This window comes from Pontibacter toksunensis (assembly GCF_042686245.1).
GTDB lineage: Bacteria > Bacteroidota > Bacteroidia > Cytophagales > Hymenobacteraceae > Pontibacter > Pontibacter toksunensis.
In genome coordinates this window covers 24570-43485 of sequence record NZ_JBHUOX010000032.1, presented here as the reverse complement: position 1 = coordinate 43485, position 18916 = coordinate 24570, and the positions used below count along the sequence as shown (strand labels likewise).

The 18916-nt window shown below is 47.1% G+C and carries 16 protein-coding genes and 1 tRNA gene; 6 read left to right on the top strand and 11 right to left on the bottom strand.

The window, feature by feature from the left end:
- Positions 1 to 841 precede the first annotated feature (841 nt).
- The 6 genes from ACFS7Z_RS24650 to ACFS7Z_RS24625 all read left to right on the top strand — a co-directional run bounded on the left by ACFS7Z_RS24650 (position 842) and on the right by ACFS7Z_RS24625 (position 6543).
- Positions 842 to 1576, top strand: coding sequence for a 3-keto-disaccharide hydrolase (locus ACFS7Z_RS24650; RefSeq protein ID WP_377491176.1), 735 nt, complete (start codon positions 842 to 844; stop codon positions 1574 to 1576).
- Between the two features lie 1105 nt (positions 1577 to 2681).
- Positions 2682 to 3938 carry a BNR repeat-containing protein gene (locus ACFS7Z_RS24645; protein WP_377491173.1) on the top strand — a complete coding sequence of 419 codons (1257 nt, stop codon included), beginning with the start codon at positions 2682 to 2684 and terminating at the stop codon, positions 3936 to 3938.
- A 21-nt stretch (positions 3939 to 3959) separates the two neighbouring features.
- Entirely contained in the window at positions 3960 to 4598 is a 639-nt protein-coding gene (locus ACFS7Z_RS24640; RefSeq protein WP_377491170.1) for a hypothetical protein, read from the top strand.
- Positions 4599 to 4815: 217 nt separating this feature from the next.
- Positions 4816 to 5685 carry a helix-turn-helix domain-containing protein gene (locus ACFS7Z_RS24635; protein WP_377491167.1) on the top strand — a complete coding sequence of 290 codons (870 nt, stop codon included), beginning with the start codon at positions 4816 to 4818 and terminating at the stop codon, positions 5683 to 5685.
- Positions 5686 to 5754: 69 nt separating this feature from the next.
- Positions 5755 to 6123, top strand: coding sequence for an MBL fold metallo-hydrolase (locus ACFS7Z_RS24630; RefSeq protein ID WP_377491164.1), 369 nt, complete (start codon positions 5755 to 5757; stop codon positions 6121 to 6123).
- Between the two features lie 144 nt (positions 6124 to 6267).
- Positions 6268 to 6543, top strand: a complete 276-nt coding sequence (locus tag ACFS7Z_RS24625; protein ID WP_377491161.1) for a hypothetical protein — start codon at positions 6268 to 6270, stop codon at positions 6541 to 6543.
- A gap of 588 nt (positions 6544 to 7131) precedes the next feature.
- Here the strand turns inward: ACFS7Z_RS24625 and ACFS7Z_RS24620 are convergent.
- The 11 genes from ACFS7Z_RS24620 to ACFS7Z_RS24570 all read right to left on the bottom strand — a co-directional run bounded on the left by ACFS7Z_RS24620 (position 7132) and on the right by ACFS7Z_RS24570 (position 18895).
- A complete protein-coding gene (locus ACFS7Z_RS24620; RefSeq protein WP_377491158.1) occupies positions 7132 to 10203 on the bottom strand; it encodes a beta-L-arabinofuranosidase domain-containing protein in 3072 nt (1023 codons plus the stop codon).
- Positions 10204 to 10522: 319 nt separating this feature from the next.
- Positions 10523 to 10681 (bottom strand): hypothetical protein, encoded by a 159-nt coding sequence (locus tag ACFS7Z_RS24615; protein ID WP_377491155.1) that lies wholly within the window; start codon positions 10679 to 10681, stop codon positions 10523 to 10525.
- 250 nt (positions 10682 to 10931) lie between these two features.
- A tRNA-Ser gene (locus ACFS7Z_RS24610) sits at positions 10932 to 11022 on the bottom strand.
- A gap of 77 nt (positions 11023 to 11099) precedes the next feature.
- Positions 11100 to 12167, bottom strand: coding sequence for an asparaginase (locus ACFS7Z_RS24605; protein WP_377491152.1), 1068 nt, complete (start codon positions 12165 to 12167; stop codon positions 11100 to 11102).
- A gap of 2 nt (positions 12168 to 12169) precedes the next feature.
- Positions 12170 to 12937: a TatD family hydrolase gene (locus ACFS7Z_RS24600; protein ID WP_377491149.1), complete on the bottom strand. Its 768-nt coding sequence runs from the start codon at positions 12935 to 12937 to the stop codon at positions 12170 to 12172.
- A 291-nt stretch (positions 12938 to 13228) separates the two neighbouring features.
- Positions 13229 to 14320, bottom strand: a complete 1092-nt coding sequence (locus ACFS7Z_RS24595; protein ID WP_377491146.1) for a glycosyltransferase — start codon at positions 14318 to 14320, stop codon at positions 13229 to 13231.
- Entirely contained in the window at positions 14317 to 14907 is a 591-nt protein-coding gene (locus ACFS7Z_RS24590; RefSeq protein ID WP_377491143.1) for a polysaccharide deacetylase family protein, read from the bottom strand. Before ACFS7Z_RS24590 ends, ACFS7Z_RS24595 begins: the two co-directional genes overlap by 4 nt.
- A 146-nt stretch (positions 14908 to 15053) precedes the next feature.
- On the bottom strand, positions 15054 to 16277 hold the full coding sequence (locus ACFS7Z_RS24585) for a PP2C family protein-serine/threonine phosphatase (RefSeq protein ID WP_377491140.1): 1224 nt from the start codon (positions 16275 to 16277) through the stop codon (positions 15054 to 15056).
- Between the two features lie 244 nt (positions 16278 to 16521).
- Positions 16522 to 16779, bottom strand: coding sequence for a hypothetical protein (locus ACFS7Z_RS24580; RefSeq protein ID WP_377491137.1), 258 nt, complete (start codon positions 16777 to 16779; stop codon positions 16522 to 16524).
- Entirely contained in the window at positions 16776 to 17909 is a 1134-nt protein-coding gene (locus ACFS7Z_RS24575; protein WP_377491134.1) for a glycosyltransferase, read from the bottom strand. Before ACFS7Z_RS24575 ends, ACFS7Z_RS24580 begins: the two co-directional genes overlap by 4 nt.
- On the bottom strand, positions 17906 to 18895 hold the full coding sequence (locus tag ACFS7Z_RS24570) for a lysylphosphatidylglycerol synthase domain-containing protein (RefSeq protein WP_377491131.1): 990 nt from the start codon (positions 18893 to 18895) through the stop codon (positions 17906 to 17908). Before ACFS7Z_RS24570 ends, ACFS7Z_RS24575 begins: the two co-directional genes overlap by 4 nt.
- Positions 18896 to 18916 lie beyond the last annotated feature (21 nt).

Genomic DNA, 18916 nt, shown 5'->3' with positions numbered 1-18916 from the left:
CTCAGCCATATGAGACATACATGACGGCCTACACCTACAAATACAATGGCGAAGGCTTCCCGACTGAGGTCACTGAGGAAGAAGATGATGGTGAGTTAGAAACAACCACTTTCACTTACGATTGCAAGTAGCCTGTTAAAGTTGTAGGTGCATCAACACTTGCTTCATCAGTATTCAATTTTTACAAAAAAGAGGGAAGCAGACGCTCCCTCTTTTTTTGTGCCTTATTTGGCGTCTTGCAAAGCAGAATTCAGGCACATAAATATCACCTCTTGCCAGGCGCTGCCTGATATTAGCGTCTTCGAGGTGGGTTTTCTGGTGCGACTGAATGCAAACCATAGCGTTTCCCCCGGGCTGATATGAGCAGATGGGAAAGTAGAGCACATGCCCCAAAAGGAACTCTTTACCCACCTCAGGGGCTTTGACTTTATTGTAGGAGTGGATACAGAGGTCCCCGCGTGAGGTCTTACGACGTATACCAACCCGACCAGCAGCGCAGGGAAATCTGTAAGGAGGCGAAAGCCAGACACTGGCAGGGGGAGGAGTGCTTTCGCGCCATCAATCAGGAGTGCCATCCCCAGCAATTATTTGCCAGGCAGCCGCAGGCCATAGAGGATCATATCTCTTGCATGCTAGGGGCTTTTCAAAGGCGCACGAGTATGAGTCAGGACAGCATCATTGCGGATGTCCATGCGCTGCAGAGAAAACTTTTCCTTCAAGTTCAAAGTGAATTCATATACAACTAATCGTAACTCCTACTATATTAGAGACTTCAAAATTATTTTATCAATTGCTTTCATCTCTTTTCTAAATAAAATTTTAAAAAAATTCCCAAATTCCCATGAACAAAATTCTTCTGCTATATATACTCTTGCTGGGTTCATTGCCTTTTACAATTTCTTTCCAAAGTCCAGCTTTACCCTCTGAAAAATTGGGTGAAAAGCCAAAGTCTAAAAGTCTTTTCAACGGGAAAGATTTAACCGGCTGGCATGTGGATGTACCTAAAATGGATAATGACCCTACTGCGCATAATCCTTTCATTGTCCGGAATGGGTTGCTGGTTAGTTTAGGTACGCCCGGTGGCCACCTGATAACCAATGACAGCTATAAAAACTACCGCCTGGAAATAGAGTACCGGTTTGCCGACAAGCCCGGCAACTGTGGGGCGCTGGTGCATGTTTCTACCCCGCGGGCGCTGTACGAGATGTTCCCCCAATCAATTGAAGTACAAATGATGCACGGGAATGCAGGTGATTTTTGGTGCATACAAGAAGACATTGTCGTACCGGATATGGAAAAAAGGCGCGGGCCAAAAGAAAAGTGGGGAGTAAACGGCGATAAATTGCGCCGGATTCCGAATTTAACTGATGGTTCGGAAAAACCGCTGGGAGAATGGAATGCCATGACGATTGAATGCGTGGGTAAGGAGGTAAAAGTTTGGGTAAATAACGAGTTGGTAAATCATGGTTTTGATGCTACCGTGCAACATGGCCAGATTGCATTGCAGGCCGAAGGCGCCGAAGTTGAATTCAGAAAACTCTTATTAACTCCGATATCTAAATTGGAAGAAAAATAAAACCTCTAATGAGCAGCAGCACACAGTCGCTGTCATTGACCTGTTTCATGAAATCCTTGATGTTCTGCTTGTATTCCAGGTCACGCACGTCTCAGACAAGCTTATGTCAGACCGCCTCCCAACACTTATCCAGTGTATCGGCAACGTCCTTGTTCTTCCAGTTGTAGGAGATGAGTATCTGTGGCTGCATGCTTACAAGTTTTTCTATTGTTTGATTTTTATTAATAATATAAAAGCACCTCTTAAATGGCTGTGTTTTGTTCAACAAAGGGCGCAACAGAAAGCTTTGGCTAGAGGAAGTTACAAGTTAAGCAACAAGAAGCAACCTTTAAATTGTTACTCGACTCGTCTATGAAACAAGCGGTAACTTAAACGTTTTCTGTGCATCCACATGCCGTCCAGTCCGCTCAACCCGCCGCTTCTGAACTGTACAAAACAGCACCCCTTCCACACCCCAAGTGAGTTCCGCTTCCCGAAATATTCTCTTGACACATATTATACAATCGCGGCTCGTTAATTAAAATAGGATTTTTAGCTCAAGAGGCTGTTCGAAGAGGGCAGTCTGCTTTGTATATCACAAGCCAGGAAAGCGGCAGCTTTCAAGGCCGTATAATGTCATTATAGTAAGTAACTGTTACAGGGTCGGCTCTCTGGCTACAGGAGTACCAGGAAGTGTGATGGTGATCTCAGAAGTCTGTAATAAAGCGGGAGATGTTGAGGTCTTTGAACATGCAGGCCAAGGTAGGAAGGGAGCCCCCAGCTACTCCTGCAGCCCGTGCAGGCGGCGCATGAAACAGGTCTTGCCTTTCATCCGCACCCCTTGGTGCTGCCGCAGGTAGCAGCAGACCGAGTGGAGGTTGTCGTGCAAGGAGCGGGCAACCAGAGGCGCCGGAATCAAAAGCTCAGCGTCTGATAGCTTACAGTGCGCGACATCTTTCTGACCACGTCAATCAAAAAGTCGTCGATAAAACAGTATATTGCTATGGTCTGTTCTAGCATGACTCTGGGTTTGCGGTAACTCAAAATCGTGTAAGGGCAAATGGCAGAATAGATTGCTGAAGCCGCAAGCATTATCTCATAACTTAAAGTTAGTGATTGATTTTATATGAATAGGACCGTTTTTCTTTTACTCTTTTATTTTACAGTAGCCATAAGCTCATTTAGTCAGAGCACTTCTTCGGATGTTCCCACCCCAGATTTTCAGACCAACACCATCACAGATAAGGGAGCCTGGTGCTGGTTTGCCGATCCGCGGGCAGTTCATTTCAAAAATAAGAAAGGGACCATTGATAACACCTATATCGGCTACATCGATACGCACAGGAACATCAAAGCAACGCAAATCAACCATTTAACAAATACAACTAACGAAGTACTGGTCCGATCCTATTTTCAGCCGGATGATCATAACAATCCTACCTTCCTTGTTTTGCCCGATGAGCGTATCATGATCTTCTACTCCCGTCATACGGATGAACCCTGTTTTTACTACCGCATTTCCAGCAAAAAGGGTGACATTACAACACTGGGAAAAGAAGTAAGGCTGGTAACAGCAGACAACACCACCTATCCCTCTCCTTTTATTCTGTCGGATGATCCGGAACATATTTATCTGGCCTGGAGGGGAATTAACTGGCACCCCACCATTGCACGGCTAACCTTGCCTGATGCCGACGGGAACGTAAAATTTGACTGGGGGCCTTACCAGATGGTGCGTTCCAAGAAAGGGCAGGGTGGCACAAGACCTTATGCAAAGTACTTATCGAATGGTAAGGACAAAATTTACCTGGCGTACACCACTACGCATCCTGACAACCAAAGCGTTAATTATATATATTTTAATTATTTAGATATAAACACAAAAGAGCTGAAGGATGTGAAAGGAAACAGCCTCTCTGTTATTGGCGGTGCTGAACTGCATGACATTGACGCGACAAAGGCTTACAAGGACAGCCATCCCTATGCTGTTGTAGATGATAGCCCTTTCCGCAACTGGCTTTGGGAATTATCGGCAGACAAAGCGGGAAAGCCTGTGATTGCGATGGTAAGCATCAGTGAAAACAAAAAATCGCACGATTACCACCATGTCAGATGGACCGGGAGCGAGTGGCAGAAAACATTTATTGCAAATGGAGGTGGACATTTTCATCAAACACCCGAGATAGAACAGTGCTACAGCGGTGGTATGGCGATTGATAAGACAAACCCGCAGGTAGTTTACGGTTCTGTCCCTGTAGACGGCAAGTATGGGCGTGTGTATGAACTGAAGAAGTACACAGTAGGAACTGATGGAAAAGTGGGCGCGGTACAGCAGCTAACGTTCGATTCTCCGAAAAACAATGTTCGCCCCTATATGACGTAAGGTGCGAAGGGCGACAAATCATTGAGCTGGATGTACGGTGACTATTACGACTGGATTGTCAGTGCGTCCCGGCCCAAAGGCTATGCTACCGGGATACGTACCAATATGGCCATTCCTACAGGCAATATAGACTTGAAAAAAAGGCTACTGAAAACCAAAACTTTTGCGAAGGTTACTCCAGAAGACAAGTATAAAATAGCGGTGCCCAAAACCAAAGCATTTTCGCTGACTTTAACCTTGTTGCTTGACTCTGCTGCTTATTATGGCCAGCTTGTAAAGTTTGCAGGTCTCACCTATCATGTTCCTAAAGAAGAGCGGGCAAAACCTTACCTGCAGTCAGGAGGCAAAATATACGCCAGCACCAATGTCCTGGGAAACTCTGATGGGTGGCAAAAAAAGGCAAGAGGAACCGGTGGGCAGTGGTACGCGCCAGAGAAATTGGAAACATTCCAATTAGCGATTTCTTACCAGGACGGGGTGCTCAGGACTTATATCAATGGATTAGTAGATCAGTTTGTAGAAATACCAGCCTTGCAACTTTCTGAAGTAACGGTTGGCGGGTTTACAGGTGCTGTTCATGATGTAAAGATTTACGGTCGCGTGCTTTCTCAGGATGAAATAAAAGCCTTGAGAAAGAATCAGATTCCAACAATTAACTGATGTTACGCTTAATAACAGTATCGCAGCGTAGCTAACCTTGTAGGGGAAAGTCTGCACTGGCAACCATTGCCTTCGCTCCCATGCAATGCTCGTTGTAGTGGTTTTACTTTGTAAGGGCGCTACAATGGGTTATTCTTCCGAGCTGTTATCTGGTGTTCAAAGCATTTTTAGGTGCTATGACTGTGTTAGAGGCTACAGGAAAAAAAGATTTTGAAGCTTGAAAACAGTTAAATTCAATAAAACAGAATGCGGTGTTGATTTCTTAATCAACGTCATCAACGGCGCGGACGTGGCATTGGAATATTTACTGCCCTCTGTTCATAACGCGGACTATTTTGAAATCCTGATTTTTCGTAGTGGCAATGGGCAGCTTCTTTTAGATAATAAGCTGCTTCAGATTGAAGACAATACAATTCTGTTTGTTTCCACTTTCCAGCGAAAGAAGTGGAACGTTGCGCTCTCCGCTTTGGATTTCACTATCCTGATATTTCAGGAAGACTTTTTAAACGAGTTCTTCACCGACAAGTTGTTTACTTACCGCCTGCTATACTTCTACCAGCACGACTATCCGCTCATTCTTCATCCTACCCATGAACAGATTCAAAGCATCTATAACATTCTGGCAGAAATAAAATCAGAGCTTGTTCAACCTAACCTAGATAGTGCCCATATCATCCGTTCGCTGATATATTATTTATTGCAACGCCTGAATCGTGAATACGCGCTCCAAAACAACTTGCCTTTCCAGATTGACACATCCAATCATGCCTATGAGTTTAAACGATTGATGGAATCGCACATAAAAGAAGCAAAGCGCATAAACGATTATTGCAAGTTGTTAGGTATAAGCCGCATTACGCTGAATGCAGCTGTAAAAAAGCAATTCAACCTCACTGCCACAGAACTTTTAAAGCAGCGGTTACTCACAGAGATAAAGAACGAGTTGATTTACTCTGATAAAACAATTAGTGAAGTCGCGTATGAGTTTGGCTATGCGGGGCCCAACCATTTGATGCGGTTTTTCAAGAACCAAACCCGTATGACCACTTCCGAGTTTTTAGCTGCTTATCAAAAAGGTATTAATTGAGTTATAACTGGTAGCAACCTCCTTTGATTGGTGAAGTAACTTTGCATTAGTAAATTAAAAAAGAAAGTTATGTCATCGAATATTCAATTTATCAGGAACGCTACCGTAGTTTTAAACTATGCAGGCAAAAGATTATTGATGGACCCCTTCTTTGCCGAAAAGGGAAGATACCCTGGATTTCCAGGAACCGCCAATTCACATTTGAGCAATCCCTTGGTGGAAATGCCGGTCAAGCCAGAAATCCTTATTGATGTAGATGCAGTTCTGGTTTCGCATTTGCATCCTGATCATTGGGATGAAGTTGCGGTACAGACTCTTCCCAAAGGCATTAAGATTCTGGCTCAGAACGAAGACGATGCCAAAGTCATCCAGTCCCAAGGCTTTACGAATGTCGAGGCACTGGGAGAGGACGCCAGTTTTGAAGGCTTGGATTTTTAGAAAACATACTGCCAGCACGGAACAGACGCTGCCTATTCTATCCCTGACTTAGAAAGTTTTCTGGGATATCCTTCAGGTTATTTCTTTGATGCCGAAGGCGAGAAGTCCATCTATTTCCTGGGAGATACGCTTCTGATTGATGAGGTGGAGAACAATCTGAAAACGTGGCAACCGGATGTCGTGGTGGTAAATGCCGGATACGCGAGTTTAGCCATTGACGAATTAGGGCCTGTGACCATGGGCAAAGAAGACGTCGAAAGAATTAACTATCTATTGCCTGATGCTACCATAGTAGCCATTCACATGGAGGCATTAAACCACTGTGTCTTGAGTAGAAATGAACTGAAAGACTTTGTTGCGGAAAAGGGAATCGAGGACAAAGTTATTATTCCTGAAGACGGCCAACTGATTTCTCTTTAAGCCGCCTTGCATTGCCAAATGAATACTGAGGATAATAAAGAACTGGTTCGTAAATTTAATGCGCGCTGGAAAAAGAAGATTATGACACGGTAGCTAGCTTTTGCCATGAAGACTTTGTCTTCTACTTTCAGGTTGATAGCCCTCTATAAGGTGCTGAAGGCTTCGTGGGTTTGAGAGAAAGAACTTCAATTCATTCAAGAGCTTTAGGATGCGGATTTACCAATTACTCGCTGAAAACGACAAAGTAGCCACCTATATGATTTTTGAAGGCAGGCATATCAGTGCTCCTATTTTCGGCACTGAGCTAAAGGAAATTTAGTCCGACCTTTCTTTCTGCGCAATACTCGAGACATTTGCCGCGGGTTTCAGGCTGGCTACCCAAACAGGATCCGGTCGTCCGTAAAGACAAAAATACAACCGTCGTTGCGCTGCTTCTGAATGTAATAACCTGTCCGCTGTACCGAAAATAAGTGGATAGGTTAGTGCTAACGCCCATCTTCGGTCTAGTTCTACATGACGGACAGCAACGCTAGAGGAAGTTGTCGCTTCTTGAGCTACGACCCCATCTAGCATTGCTGTCCTCAATGCCTATTTTAGCTTAACATCCAGGTAAACAGAATGACGCCCGTACGTTTTATAAAATGGTTTGAAAACCACATCATCAATTGTGAATTGTAACTGCTGTGGATCTCCTTTAATGGATTTGCCTAAATCTTCAGCATCCAAAGTTACTTTACGCCATTCTTTTCTTGCTTCTGGCTCCTGCGCGGCCAGCAATACCGGTCCGTAAAACAGACTGGCTATGTTCTGCTGATCCATCACCGAATCTAGGTGAAACTGGAAGGGCATTTTCAGCTCTATAACATCGCCATCTTTCCATCTGCGGCTTATTTTCATGTAACTGCCCGGCTTAGCCTGAAGCTTTTGCTCTTTGCCATTTATCTTCACAAAGAACCCTTTGGTAGCCCAGCCTGGCACCCGCACATTCAACTCAAACTTCCCATTCCCCTTGATAGTGAGCCGGGTGTTGTCTTCCTGTGGAAAATTTGTCTTCTGCTCCACCGTTATGTCGCGTTCTGTCCATTCCAGAGTTGAGGGTATGTAAAGATTGACGTAAAGCGCTTGGTTATCCTTGCTTTTAAAGTAGATTGTATTTTGCAGTTTGGTACTACTCTCTATTGCTGTACCGTTACAACACGTAAAGCCTGCCATGTTCGGATTGCCAAATTGTTTGGTAGCCCCTGGTCTGAGCGGTACGTGATAAGTATTGGCAGGACTATTCTCGGCTACAGAAGCCAGAATATGGTTGTACAAGGCCCGCTCGTAATAGTCCATAAATTCTGCCCGCTGGTCGAAGAGAAACAGGTCGCTGGTCAGTTTCAGCATATTGTAGGTGGCACAAGTTTCGTTCTGTCCTCCAGCGGCGAAGCCGTTTTCATACAACGTTCCCGGCTGAGCAGTAAAACATTCCGCGTTGTTTGGATTACGTGCACCTGCAACACCTCCTATGCTGTACATATAATCATTGACCATCTTATACCAGAAGTTATCAGCCACTCTGTAATACTCTGGGTTGTTGGAGACACGGTACATTTCCATACTCCCGACAATCTGAGGAATATGCTGGTTGGCATGCAATCCACGAAAAAGGTCAACGTTTTTAGCCAGCCCATGCGAATGTGCAGTATCGCCAAAGAACACTCTGATGTTATCAAATAATTGCGCTGTTTTCAGGTGATTCGGATTACCGGTAACCCGGTACAGACGGGCCATTGCCTCATTCATGCCTCCAAATTCACCGGCAATATAGGTGTTCCACATTTTTATTAACGTATCTGTAGGCACCTGGCTCAAGCGTGCATGTACCCAATCGCCCATGCCGGCAGCTGTTTCAAGGGCTTTTTTATTGCCGCTCACTTCATGTACATCCATCAGGCCAGCCAGAATCTTGTGCAAGGTATAATACGGTGCCCAGACCTGGTGCTTCTGTCCTCCGTACTTGGCTCCGTTTTCCAGCATGATAAACTGATCCGGGGGATATGCGCTGATATATCCCTCTCCCCAATTCCAATAGTCAGTACGGATGCCCGCATCACTCAAATCTGAATCATATGTAGATTTTCCAGGGCCATGCGGCACTGCTGTCGGATCGGACACATGAGTGCCTCCTGCTTCTTTCGCCTTTCCGGACAATAGGGATAGCTCGTAGAGAGTATTAACCATATACTCCATTTTATTGGAGAAACTGGACTGAAGTGCCTTGTCATACCCAGTGCCGGCATAGGCTTGTGCAATGGCCGTGAGGTAGTGACCTGTGGCATGCCCTCTTAATTTGGTGTCCTGGCTGTCCCATACACCCAAAGGCTTTGCTCCTTCAGGTTGTTTCTGCCCAAAGGCATGGCGGAACATATAGAGAAAGGAGTTAGGGTCGGTTTTAGTCAAGGTATTAATAAACTTGTCGCGATTCTCAATAAACTGGGTTTCATGACCATGGGCATCGGTTTTTAGAGAAACCTGGGACAAGGCAAATGCCTGCAGCTTTAAACCTGGTGTAGTTGATTTCTTGCTCGCTTTTACTGTGACAAATGCCTTTGGTTGGAAATCCGTTCCGGCAACACGCCCCGTAACGGTATAGCGTCCGGGGGTAAGCACTGCGCTGTTATCGATAGCAGCAGGCCACAGCACACGTACTTTCGGACCTTTTCCCTGCATCTCATTTTTGTACGTTCCCTGTACGTAACCTGGCAATCGTGGCAGATTTCCTACATCTGTTTCCACTTCCACATCGGATACCTGAACTAAGTAGGTCGTATACAGTTGTGCCTCGGTTGGCGAAAAACGAGGAAGATCATCCTCAACTTGCTTACCCGCCGTATTAACCGAACCTTCGTTCACGCCTCTGCCTTTCTGGCCATTGGTATAGATTCCGGCGATCTGTCTGCCACTCAGGGGAACACGGTAAATACGAAAATCATGTACCATGGCATCCAGATTGGGATCTTGCGGCACAAGCGATTTTCCGATATAAAGCACTGGTTGCTGCCCGAATACCGCTGTTAACTCCTGTGGTATATCCTTAGCTTCGCCCACAGGCTTACCATCAACATACGTAATTATAGCTTTTGAAGGAACATCTATCACGATGGTAAGATAAACCCACTTATTCACTTCTATGGCCGGAGAAACCGCTCCGGTTTTACTACCTTTTCCCGCTGTTATCAATGCCTGGTAGCCCTTATAGGCCTTTGTGCCTACAGGGGCCGCAAAGAAGTGTTTGGTGGCATCCTTTCCGAAATCAAAAAAGCGTTGGCCAGGTTGCTTTGAACGCAGGTATATCCATCCTGATATACTAAGCGATTCCAAATCCCTTAGCGCTTCTCTTGGGATTGTAACAAAAGCATTGTTATCCCCGGAAAGCGACAGAACCTTTCCAAACCGGTTGTCATGGACAAAGGTGGGTTTGGTGCCTTGATATCTCGCGTGCAGATTATTCCGGGACCAGTCTTTAAGGTCTCCGTTAAACACGTAGCGCGCCATCATTCCCGTTTCACCAATCCCATCCAATATCTGGTCTCCGCCTTGTGCCTGAGCGGTGTTAATACCCTGGGTCAGAACAGCAACAAACAGGATGAAACGCAAGAATACTTTGTGTATTTTCATATTTAAAACATATTTTTTATCACTTAACACCAGGATAAGAGTAGATGTAATCCAAATGCATTGAACAAATATTTTTTGCTCTACATATTTACTTTAAGAAGGAGTGATTTCACAGGATTTTACCATCTAGAGGTTTTCGATTAAAACCACAAATAAAGGAACAGGCTTATGTAAATCAATCGATTCAAGTGGATAATCCATTGGTTGTTAGTTCTCGATAAAACTATAAAGAATCTGTGTGTTTCAATAAGCCTATTTTAGCTGATAATCATATGATATTAACAAGTGTCCTATCCCAGAGCCAAAGTCACGTGTTGGTTTAGACTTCATGAGGATACAATGCTTTCAAAGACGTCACACAAGCCGGGATTTCGAACAGCTTTCCGTCGATGGTGACACGCAGGAAGCTGGGCAATAGGTTGTCGCTGGTGGTCCTAGATTTTTTGCCGTAGAAAAGGATGCTGATTATCGTGTCCATTTTACTTGCTCCTTTCACTGTTCAAGTAGACATTCATTTTACAAGCGCCTCAAGTTGTATAAACGCTTCACATCTTGCTGTAAAACAAAAGGATATATCAAACTCGGACACCAAAAGCAGAAGCCGCCCTTGATACCTGAATCTGGCCTCCTTAGGAATGAGATAAGCTGAATGATTTAGCAGGGGGGCAGAAACGAAAAGCACGCAAATCGCTGATTTGCGTGCTTTTAACTCTTTTTAGTATTGCTACTGGCAGAGAGAGCGGGATTCGAACCCGCGATACCCTTTTGAGGTATACACACTTTCCAGGCGTGCTCCTTCAACCACTCGGACACCTCTCTAATTGGTAATGCAAATATACAGCAATTGCCGGCAACTTTGCAAATGTAATGTGTGGGCTCTTTTCTATTAGAGCGTATTATAGCGTTATTTCGCCGCGCAGGTTCTGCATGAGCAGGTCTATGGTTTGAGCCGGAGCCAAATCCTGCCCCAGTACGAACATTAATTTAGTAATAGCAGCCTCCGTTGTGATGTCGGCTCCCCCAATCACGCCCATCTCCAACAAGTACCTGCTGGTTTCATAATGGCCTTGGTCCACACGCCCCTCATCACACTGCGACACATTCATGATCAGGATGCCGCGTTTGATGGCATCCTGCAGTAAGTCCAGCAACCACTCCGAGGTCGGGGCATTACCGGCACCAAAGGTCTCCAGCACTACACCCCGCAGGTCAGGAGTTGTTAAAATGCTTTTGACCACCTGGGGCGTAATTCCCGGAAAGAGCTTTAGAATCGCTACTCTGTAATCAAGGTTATAATGCGCTTTGAAAGGTTTTTTAGGTTGCGGCCGTATAGCGGTCCAGTAATAATCCATGTTTACGCCTGCTTTGGCCAGTATGGGGTGATTTTCTGACTTAAAGGCGCTGAACTGCGTACTCTCTACTTTTTTAGCCCGGTTGCCCCGTAACAGCAGGTTGTGGAAGTAAATGCACACCTCTGGCACTGTCCCTCCCCCATCATCCTTTGTAGCGGCAATCTGAAGAGCTGATATCAGGTTTTCCCTTGCATCTGTACGCACACGACCAATCGGTACCTGGGCCCCGGTAAAAATCACCGGCTTCTGTAAGTTCTCCAACATGTAGCTTAGGGCGGAGGCGCTATAGGCCATGGTATCCGTGCCGTGCAGAATCACAAAACCGTCGAAGTCGTTATAGTTCTCCTCCACCAGGCGGGCCATCATCATCCAGTCGCCCAGATTTACATTAGACGAATCGATAGCAGGCTCTATACTAACTACCGTAAGCAGGTAATTGAACTGCTTCAGTTCCGGCATTTTCTGCAGAATCTGGCTGAAGTTGAAAGGAACCAGGTGCTTGTGCTCCTCATCGAATACCATACCGATGGTTCCGCCGGTATAGATGATCATGATGGAAGCCTCCGGGTCCTGGGGTGTTGACGGGCCTATGTTTACTCTTACAATTTTCATGGCTAAAGCTTAAATAGATTAAGCGCATTGGCAGCTGTTTTCTCTGCCACCTCTTCCACTGGCTTCTGCATCAGTTCCGAGATCCGTTTGGCTACCAAAGGCAGGAAAAATGGTTCATTGCGCTTTCCACGGTGCGGGGCAGGTGCTAAATAGGGGCAATCCGTTTCGAGCACCAGGCTGTCCAGCGACACATGCGGCAGCACTTTGTCCAGGCCGCCGTTCCTGAAGGTAGCCACACCGCCTATTCCCATCAGAAAGCCCAGCTCCTTCACCTTCTCCGCCTCCTCCTGTGATCCTGAAAAGCAATGAAAGACACCTTCCAAGGTGCCATCCTGCTCAGCCGCAATAATTTCGTAGGTCTCATCAAAAGAGTCGCGGGTATGCAGCACGATAGGCAACTGGTGTTTCTTTGCCAGCGCCACCTGCACCCGCAAGGCCTCCTGTTGTTGCGGCAGAAAGGTCTTGTCCCAGTACAGGTCAATACCACATTCGCCCACCGCCGCAAATTTTCGTTTCTCCAGCCACTCCTCAACCAGGTATAACTCCCGCTCAAAATCTTTGTTCACAGAAGTGGGATGCAGGCCCATCATCGGTATACAGTGCTGCGGGTACTTAACCTCCGCCTCCAGCATGGCATCTATGGAAGTGTGGTCAATGTTGGGCATGTAGATGCGGGATACTCCTTCCTGCTGCGCCCTTGCCATAGCATCGGCTCTGTCTCCGTCAAACTTTTCTGAATAGATGTGTGCATGCGAGTCAATTAAATTCATTGGGTGCGTAATTTTATTACCAGGCGATGTTCACAGGCAAAGGTCATACCTACGGCTGAAGCGTGCAAGTAGCCAGCCGTCTGACTGAAGATTAAAATTAATGTAGCTACCCGAATATTGCTATCTATTATTCCTTTTCCCGCAAAACATGACCAGAACAGTTTTTTTGTCCTTATGTTAGAGGCCAATTATAATTAGCTGCAGCTGGTAATTCACTCATCAGCAGGAGGCTCTTCCTGTGGTATTTCCCTGTCTAATTTTCTATCCCTCAAACTCTCTCGATTCTGACTCTTAATACTTTCTCCCTTTCCAGGAGATACGAAGCGGCAGGAAGAAATAAACGATGAGGATGACAGAGGAAACAACAAGGTAAATTTCAAAAGCAATGTATAACCACCAGGGAGCCGACTGCCCTACCCTACGCAGGCAAACGTTTACGTACAGGCTTTGCAGCAACAGCTTGAACATAAATATAGCAAAAGCCAGCCCTACTGATGTATACGCAAAGAATGGCAGCAATACCGGGTAGTAAGCAGAATGCAGTATAAAGATGATTGCCATATAGAGTGGCAGGTGCATGGAGCCGCGCATCCAGCGCCTGCGCTGGTGCAGGTAGTCTTTAAAGCTGATAGTAGGTGTTGAAAGCGCTAAAACACTTTTGTCGTAGATGTTCCGGAAGTCCCAGCCCTTTTTGATGATGGCATTGAAGATGGCAATGTCTTCAGTAATGGAAAAGTTAACACCTTCAAAACCTCCCACTCCCTCATATGCCTGTCGGCGCAGCAGCATATTATTCCCCATTGTGGAAACAGGCAGTTTCAGGTCCGACACCACCTGCATCAGGCCGAGTGCGTACAGCCAGTCCATGGCTTGGAGCCGTGCCCAGAAACCATCTCCCGCTATAGAGGTAATCCCTGTCACCACTCCTGTGTTTTCCTTTACCTCCGATAGCATGGCCCGCACCCACTGGGGTGGTACGGCAATGTCGGCATCAGTATAAAAGAAGAAGTCGGAGGTGGCAAAGGTTGCCAGTTGCGCCAGCACATTTGCTTTTCCTTTTGTGCCTGCTGTGTTTTGTTTGATGGAAATGCAGCAGTAGCCGGGCCTGCCTTGAATAAATTCCTCCACCACGGCACGCGTGGCATCCGTGGAGGCATCATCTCCGATAAGCACTTCTATTTTCTCAGCAGGGTAATCGAGTGCGGCTATTGCCTGCAGGCAGCGTAGAATGGTATGTTCTTCGTTCCGGGCGGCAATCAGGATGCTGATGCGCGGCTGGTGCGACAGTTCTAGGTTGTAGCGCTTGCGGTTAAGGATCAGAAGGCTCAGCAGCCCTAGGAAAAGCAGAAAATAAAGTATAAAGTAGACTACAGATACGATCATAAAGTTTCGAAGGCATAACCCAGCCGTGAGAAGTGCTCCAGGAAGCGCGGCAGGGCATACATCATATTCCGTTTTGCTTTCAAGCTGTCGTGAAATACGATGATACTGCCGCTTTGGGTATACTTAATCGCCATCTGCAGACATTTTTCCGGTGAAAGGGCGGCATCGTAGTCGTTTGTGAGCATGTCCCACATAATGAGCTCGTACTCTTCCCGGAGTGCTGCGGCCTGTGCTTTGGAGATGCGCCCGTAAGGTGGCCTAAAAAGCTTTGAACTTTGATTTGGTTGTAGTCGCTCCAGCACCTCCTGGCACTGCGCCGTATTCTGCAGGTATGCCTTCAAAGAAGCTCTCCAGCCCTTCAGGTGATTGTGCGTGTGGTTGGCCAGCAGGTGCCCCTGCGCCAGCGCCTGCTGCGCCACCTCCGGGTGTTTTATGAGGTTCTCGCCTACACAAAAAAAAGTGGCTTTTGCGCCATACTTCGCCAACTGTTCCAATACCCAGGGCGTCACCTCCGGAATTGGCCCGTCATCAAAAGTCAGGTAAAGCTTTTTATCCTGCCCCAGCCGGTGCCAGGTATATCCGGGCATCAGTTTCTTCAGTAGGTATGGGGTTTTGTAAAGGCGGATCAAGACTTAACTGTTGATGGTTTAATTGTTATCAATGGACAAGAAGTAAGACCTGTCCAAACATGCTGAACCAACAATTAAACAATCCAGCAATTAATCAATGTAGGTTACTTAAAACGGCAGGAGAGCAGCGTGATATCATCGTTGAAGCGAACTTCTTCGTTGTAGAGGTTTATTTCGCGAAGCAGTTGCAGGTGCATCATCTTTGAGCTCAGAAAACGGTTGCGCTTCAGGAACTCAATGGTGCCCTCGATGCCAAACTCCGCCTCGTCCTCATCAAATACCTCTGTCAGGCCATCGGTGTAGCAAAGCAACACGGCATTCTTAGGCACCGTGACTTTGGCCACAGACATAAACGGCAGCACATCGAACACCCCCAGCATAGTGCAGCCTTCGTTCAAGAGCAGGTGGGTGTTGTTCTCGTACAGCAGAATAGGCGAGTTGTGGCCGGCGTTCACATAAGACAGCTCCCGCGTCTGCCGGTTGTAGAGGGCCAGAAAGGTGGTGATGAACTTCTCGGCAATCGCGTTTCGGTAAATCAGGTTATTCAACTCCGCCACTACCGTGTTCAAATCTGAGGTCTGCCGGAGAATAGTCCGCAGCCCTGCCTGGAAGTTTGACATCAGCAGGGAGGCAGGCACACCCTTACCAGATACGTCGGCCACACAGAAAAGGAACTGGTCCTGGTCTATTTCGATAAAGTCGTAGTAATCGCCACCTATGGAGGAGTGCGGGATATAGCTGGCATGTATGGCTACATCAGAATCATTGGGGAGCGACTTCGGAAACAACATCGTCTGCACCTCGCGCGCAATCTCTATTTCTCTTCTGATAGACTCCTGCGCCAGTCGCTGCCGTGCCATTTTATGATTCTCGATGGCTACCAGCATGATATTACTCACCGTCTGCACAAAGCCTAATGCACCCAGGTTATGGTAGTAAGGCTGTATTTTCCCTATCATCACAAAGGCCAGTACTTTGCCATTGTGCACAATCGGAATCACGATATCGAAGGTGCGCCACTTTTTATCTACCTGCAGCTTCGCCGTTTTGGTTATCTCTCTCAGATTCCGGATAACGTCAGGGAGCGGCTGCTTCGTGAAATCCTGCTCTGTACCGAAACACACTTTACACTCCCAGCTTTCATCGTGCACAAAGAGTACCAGGCGGCTTATCTGCAGCTGTGCCAGCAGCGTGAAGCGGTAAATCTTATATAGCGCCGGCTCCGGCAGGTTATCGTTGATAGCTTGCGTGATTTCAAGAAGAGCCGAAAGCTCCAACTTCTTAAGATTCAGTTCCTGCTGTGTATTCGGAGTAGTGATATCAGGCATTAGTATTCATTCTATTTGAAAGGTGTGTGCCGCTGCAGCAATTGATCCATTAACTGAAAGTAACTACTCCCACAGGAGGGCATACACCCAGTAAAACTACTAAAAAAAGATTAGCACCGGCAGCATTCAACCAAAAACCTTCGCACCTTTTCATTCCAACTCCCAAAACAGTGCCTTGCTTACTAGCTGTAACAGGAGGCTGCACATGAACAATAGACATCTTCTCTTTTCTTAAAAGAAAACCTTAGATGGAGTTATGTACGACCAAGCCAGCCTTGGTTGCCAGAAAGTAGTAGTCCTGGCAATGCTGCCCAAAGGTTGCCTCCTCATAGTCATGCTCTGTATCCTGGTCAGGGTATAAGATTTTCACATAGCCACGCCTTATCAGCGACTGCAGCGCTGTACAAAGCTCTTCATCTGTGAGGGAGAGGGTGCTCCTGAGATCGGGGTAGGAGACGACAAAGTATAGTTCGTCCAGTACATCGAATTCGTTATCTGTCATGAGTTACGGATTATTCTTCCTTTCCAGCGGTAACGGCCCAGCAGGCCGCAGGTACCGGTAAATACTACATAGGGAACGTATACAAGTTGCAGCGGCAGCATATACCACAGGTACTGTTGTTTGCCCAGAAAGCCGAGTATGCGCTTTAAAAATAAGAAATCAACAGCAAATTTGGTAGCATAGGCCCCTATAAACATCCATAGGGGAATGCTATCGGTTATGACAAGCGGGATGGTTAGGAACAGCAGGAAGTTGACCAGGAAAACCACCACGGCAATCAGCTGCACCGGCAGGCTCTGATAAGACTTCCACTTGCTGGCCCACCTCACCCGCTGCGACACAAAAGAAATCAGTGTTTTACAGGCCGATGTATAGACTATCGCTTTAGGGTTTTTCAGGAAGGCGACCCGCCCCGGATACAGCTCGTGCACCTTGTGCAGCAGGAACTCATCGTCGCCACTGGCAATGCCTTCGTTGCCGGCAAAGCCTGCTACGCTGTTAAAAATATCTTTGCGGTAGGCCAGATTGGCCCCGTTGCACATATTAGGGGCTCCCACACCAATAGAGGCTCCTCCTATCCCTATCAGGCTGGAGAACTCCACCAGCTGCATCTTCTCAAAAGCTGAACTAGTTTGATGGAAGCTCACAGGGCCGCTGATGAAGTAAGGTTGCTGCATCCGGTACACGTACGCATACTGCCGCAGCCACTCCGGCCCCACCCGGCAATCGCCATCGGTTAGCACCAGCAGTTCCCCCTGTGCCAGCTCCACCCCTTTCTGCACCCCGGCTTTTTTAAGCTGCATAGCAGGGTACTCCTTCAGCTGCAGGATCCTGATACTCATTGTGGAACCTGCCTTGTATTCACTTACCAGTTCAACGGTGCTATCTTCTGAATGATCGTCCACTACCAGCACCTCCACGAGCTCTTTCGGGTACTGCTGGGCTTCCAAATCGCGTAAGAGCAGAAGGATGTTCTTGGCCTCGTTCCGGACAGGTATGATGACAGAGAGCCTTACATCGGGATAGTAAGAAGCTGGGGCATCCGAGACTGGCAAATCCTGCCAGGCATCCCATCGGCGCAGGATAATCCAGGCATAGGATAGCAGTGCCACAGAAAGCAATACAATCATGCCGCCACTCCCTTCTTCCTTAACCGGAGGCGCAGCACAAAGACAAGCCCTACCGCACTTGGCACCGCTATGTTCAGCAGCCAGAGGCTAAGGCTGGCACTCAGTACCTGCAGGCGCATCTGCCCCAATAATCCGAACAGGTACATGGCAGAAAGCTCCCGCACACCCAGGTCTGAGATCAGGCTGATAGAAGGGACGACAGACTTGAGGAAGAAGGTGCCTGACACACCACTGATGTACTCCAGGGGCGTGAGTTGCACTCCAAACAGCACCAGTAACAGCACAAACTGCAACAGGAACACAAAATAGCGACCCAAAGAAAGCACCAGCAGCCTCGTCATCTCCTCTGAAGTATAAGCGGACATAACAGACACATATGGTACGAACTTCCGCAAAGGCTTAATGGCGCCTACTACCGCCACCATGGCATTCGCATTGTAAAGCAGCAACACCGCAGCTACACTTAGCACCAGCAGCAAGAACATAACACTCATGGAAACAGCAGGATACTCCATCAAGTAAAAGCGAAAGATGAAGTAAACCAGACCAGATGAGCCAGCCAGAATTGTGGCTACCAACTGGCAGAACCTGCCGATAAAGATTGCCCCGATGGACTTCAGGCGATCTTCACTCTTTAGCTCCAGCACCCGCCCGGCATAGTCGCCGATGCGGTTGGGTGTTACAAAGCCCAGTGTCAGGCCCACCATCACAGCGCGGTAGGCCCGCAGAAAAGAAATCTTCTCGATCTTCTTTCCGAGCAACTGCCACTTTCTCGCCTCAAAGGCCCAGTTAACAGGTATAAGTATTGCCGACAGGAACACAAGGAAACGCAGCGGACTCTCGATGGCATGCTGCAGAATGCCTTCCCAGGTCAGGAGGGTGTCCGGTTCCGTGAAAATAGTGGAATAGAGCAGGTAGAACGTGAGCAGCACGACCAGCGCCTTCGCCGAGAGCAAAAGGAATTTTTTATTGAGATTGATGTTCAAGATAATGTCTTAATTTTGCAG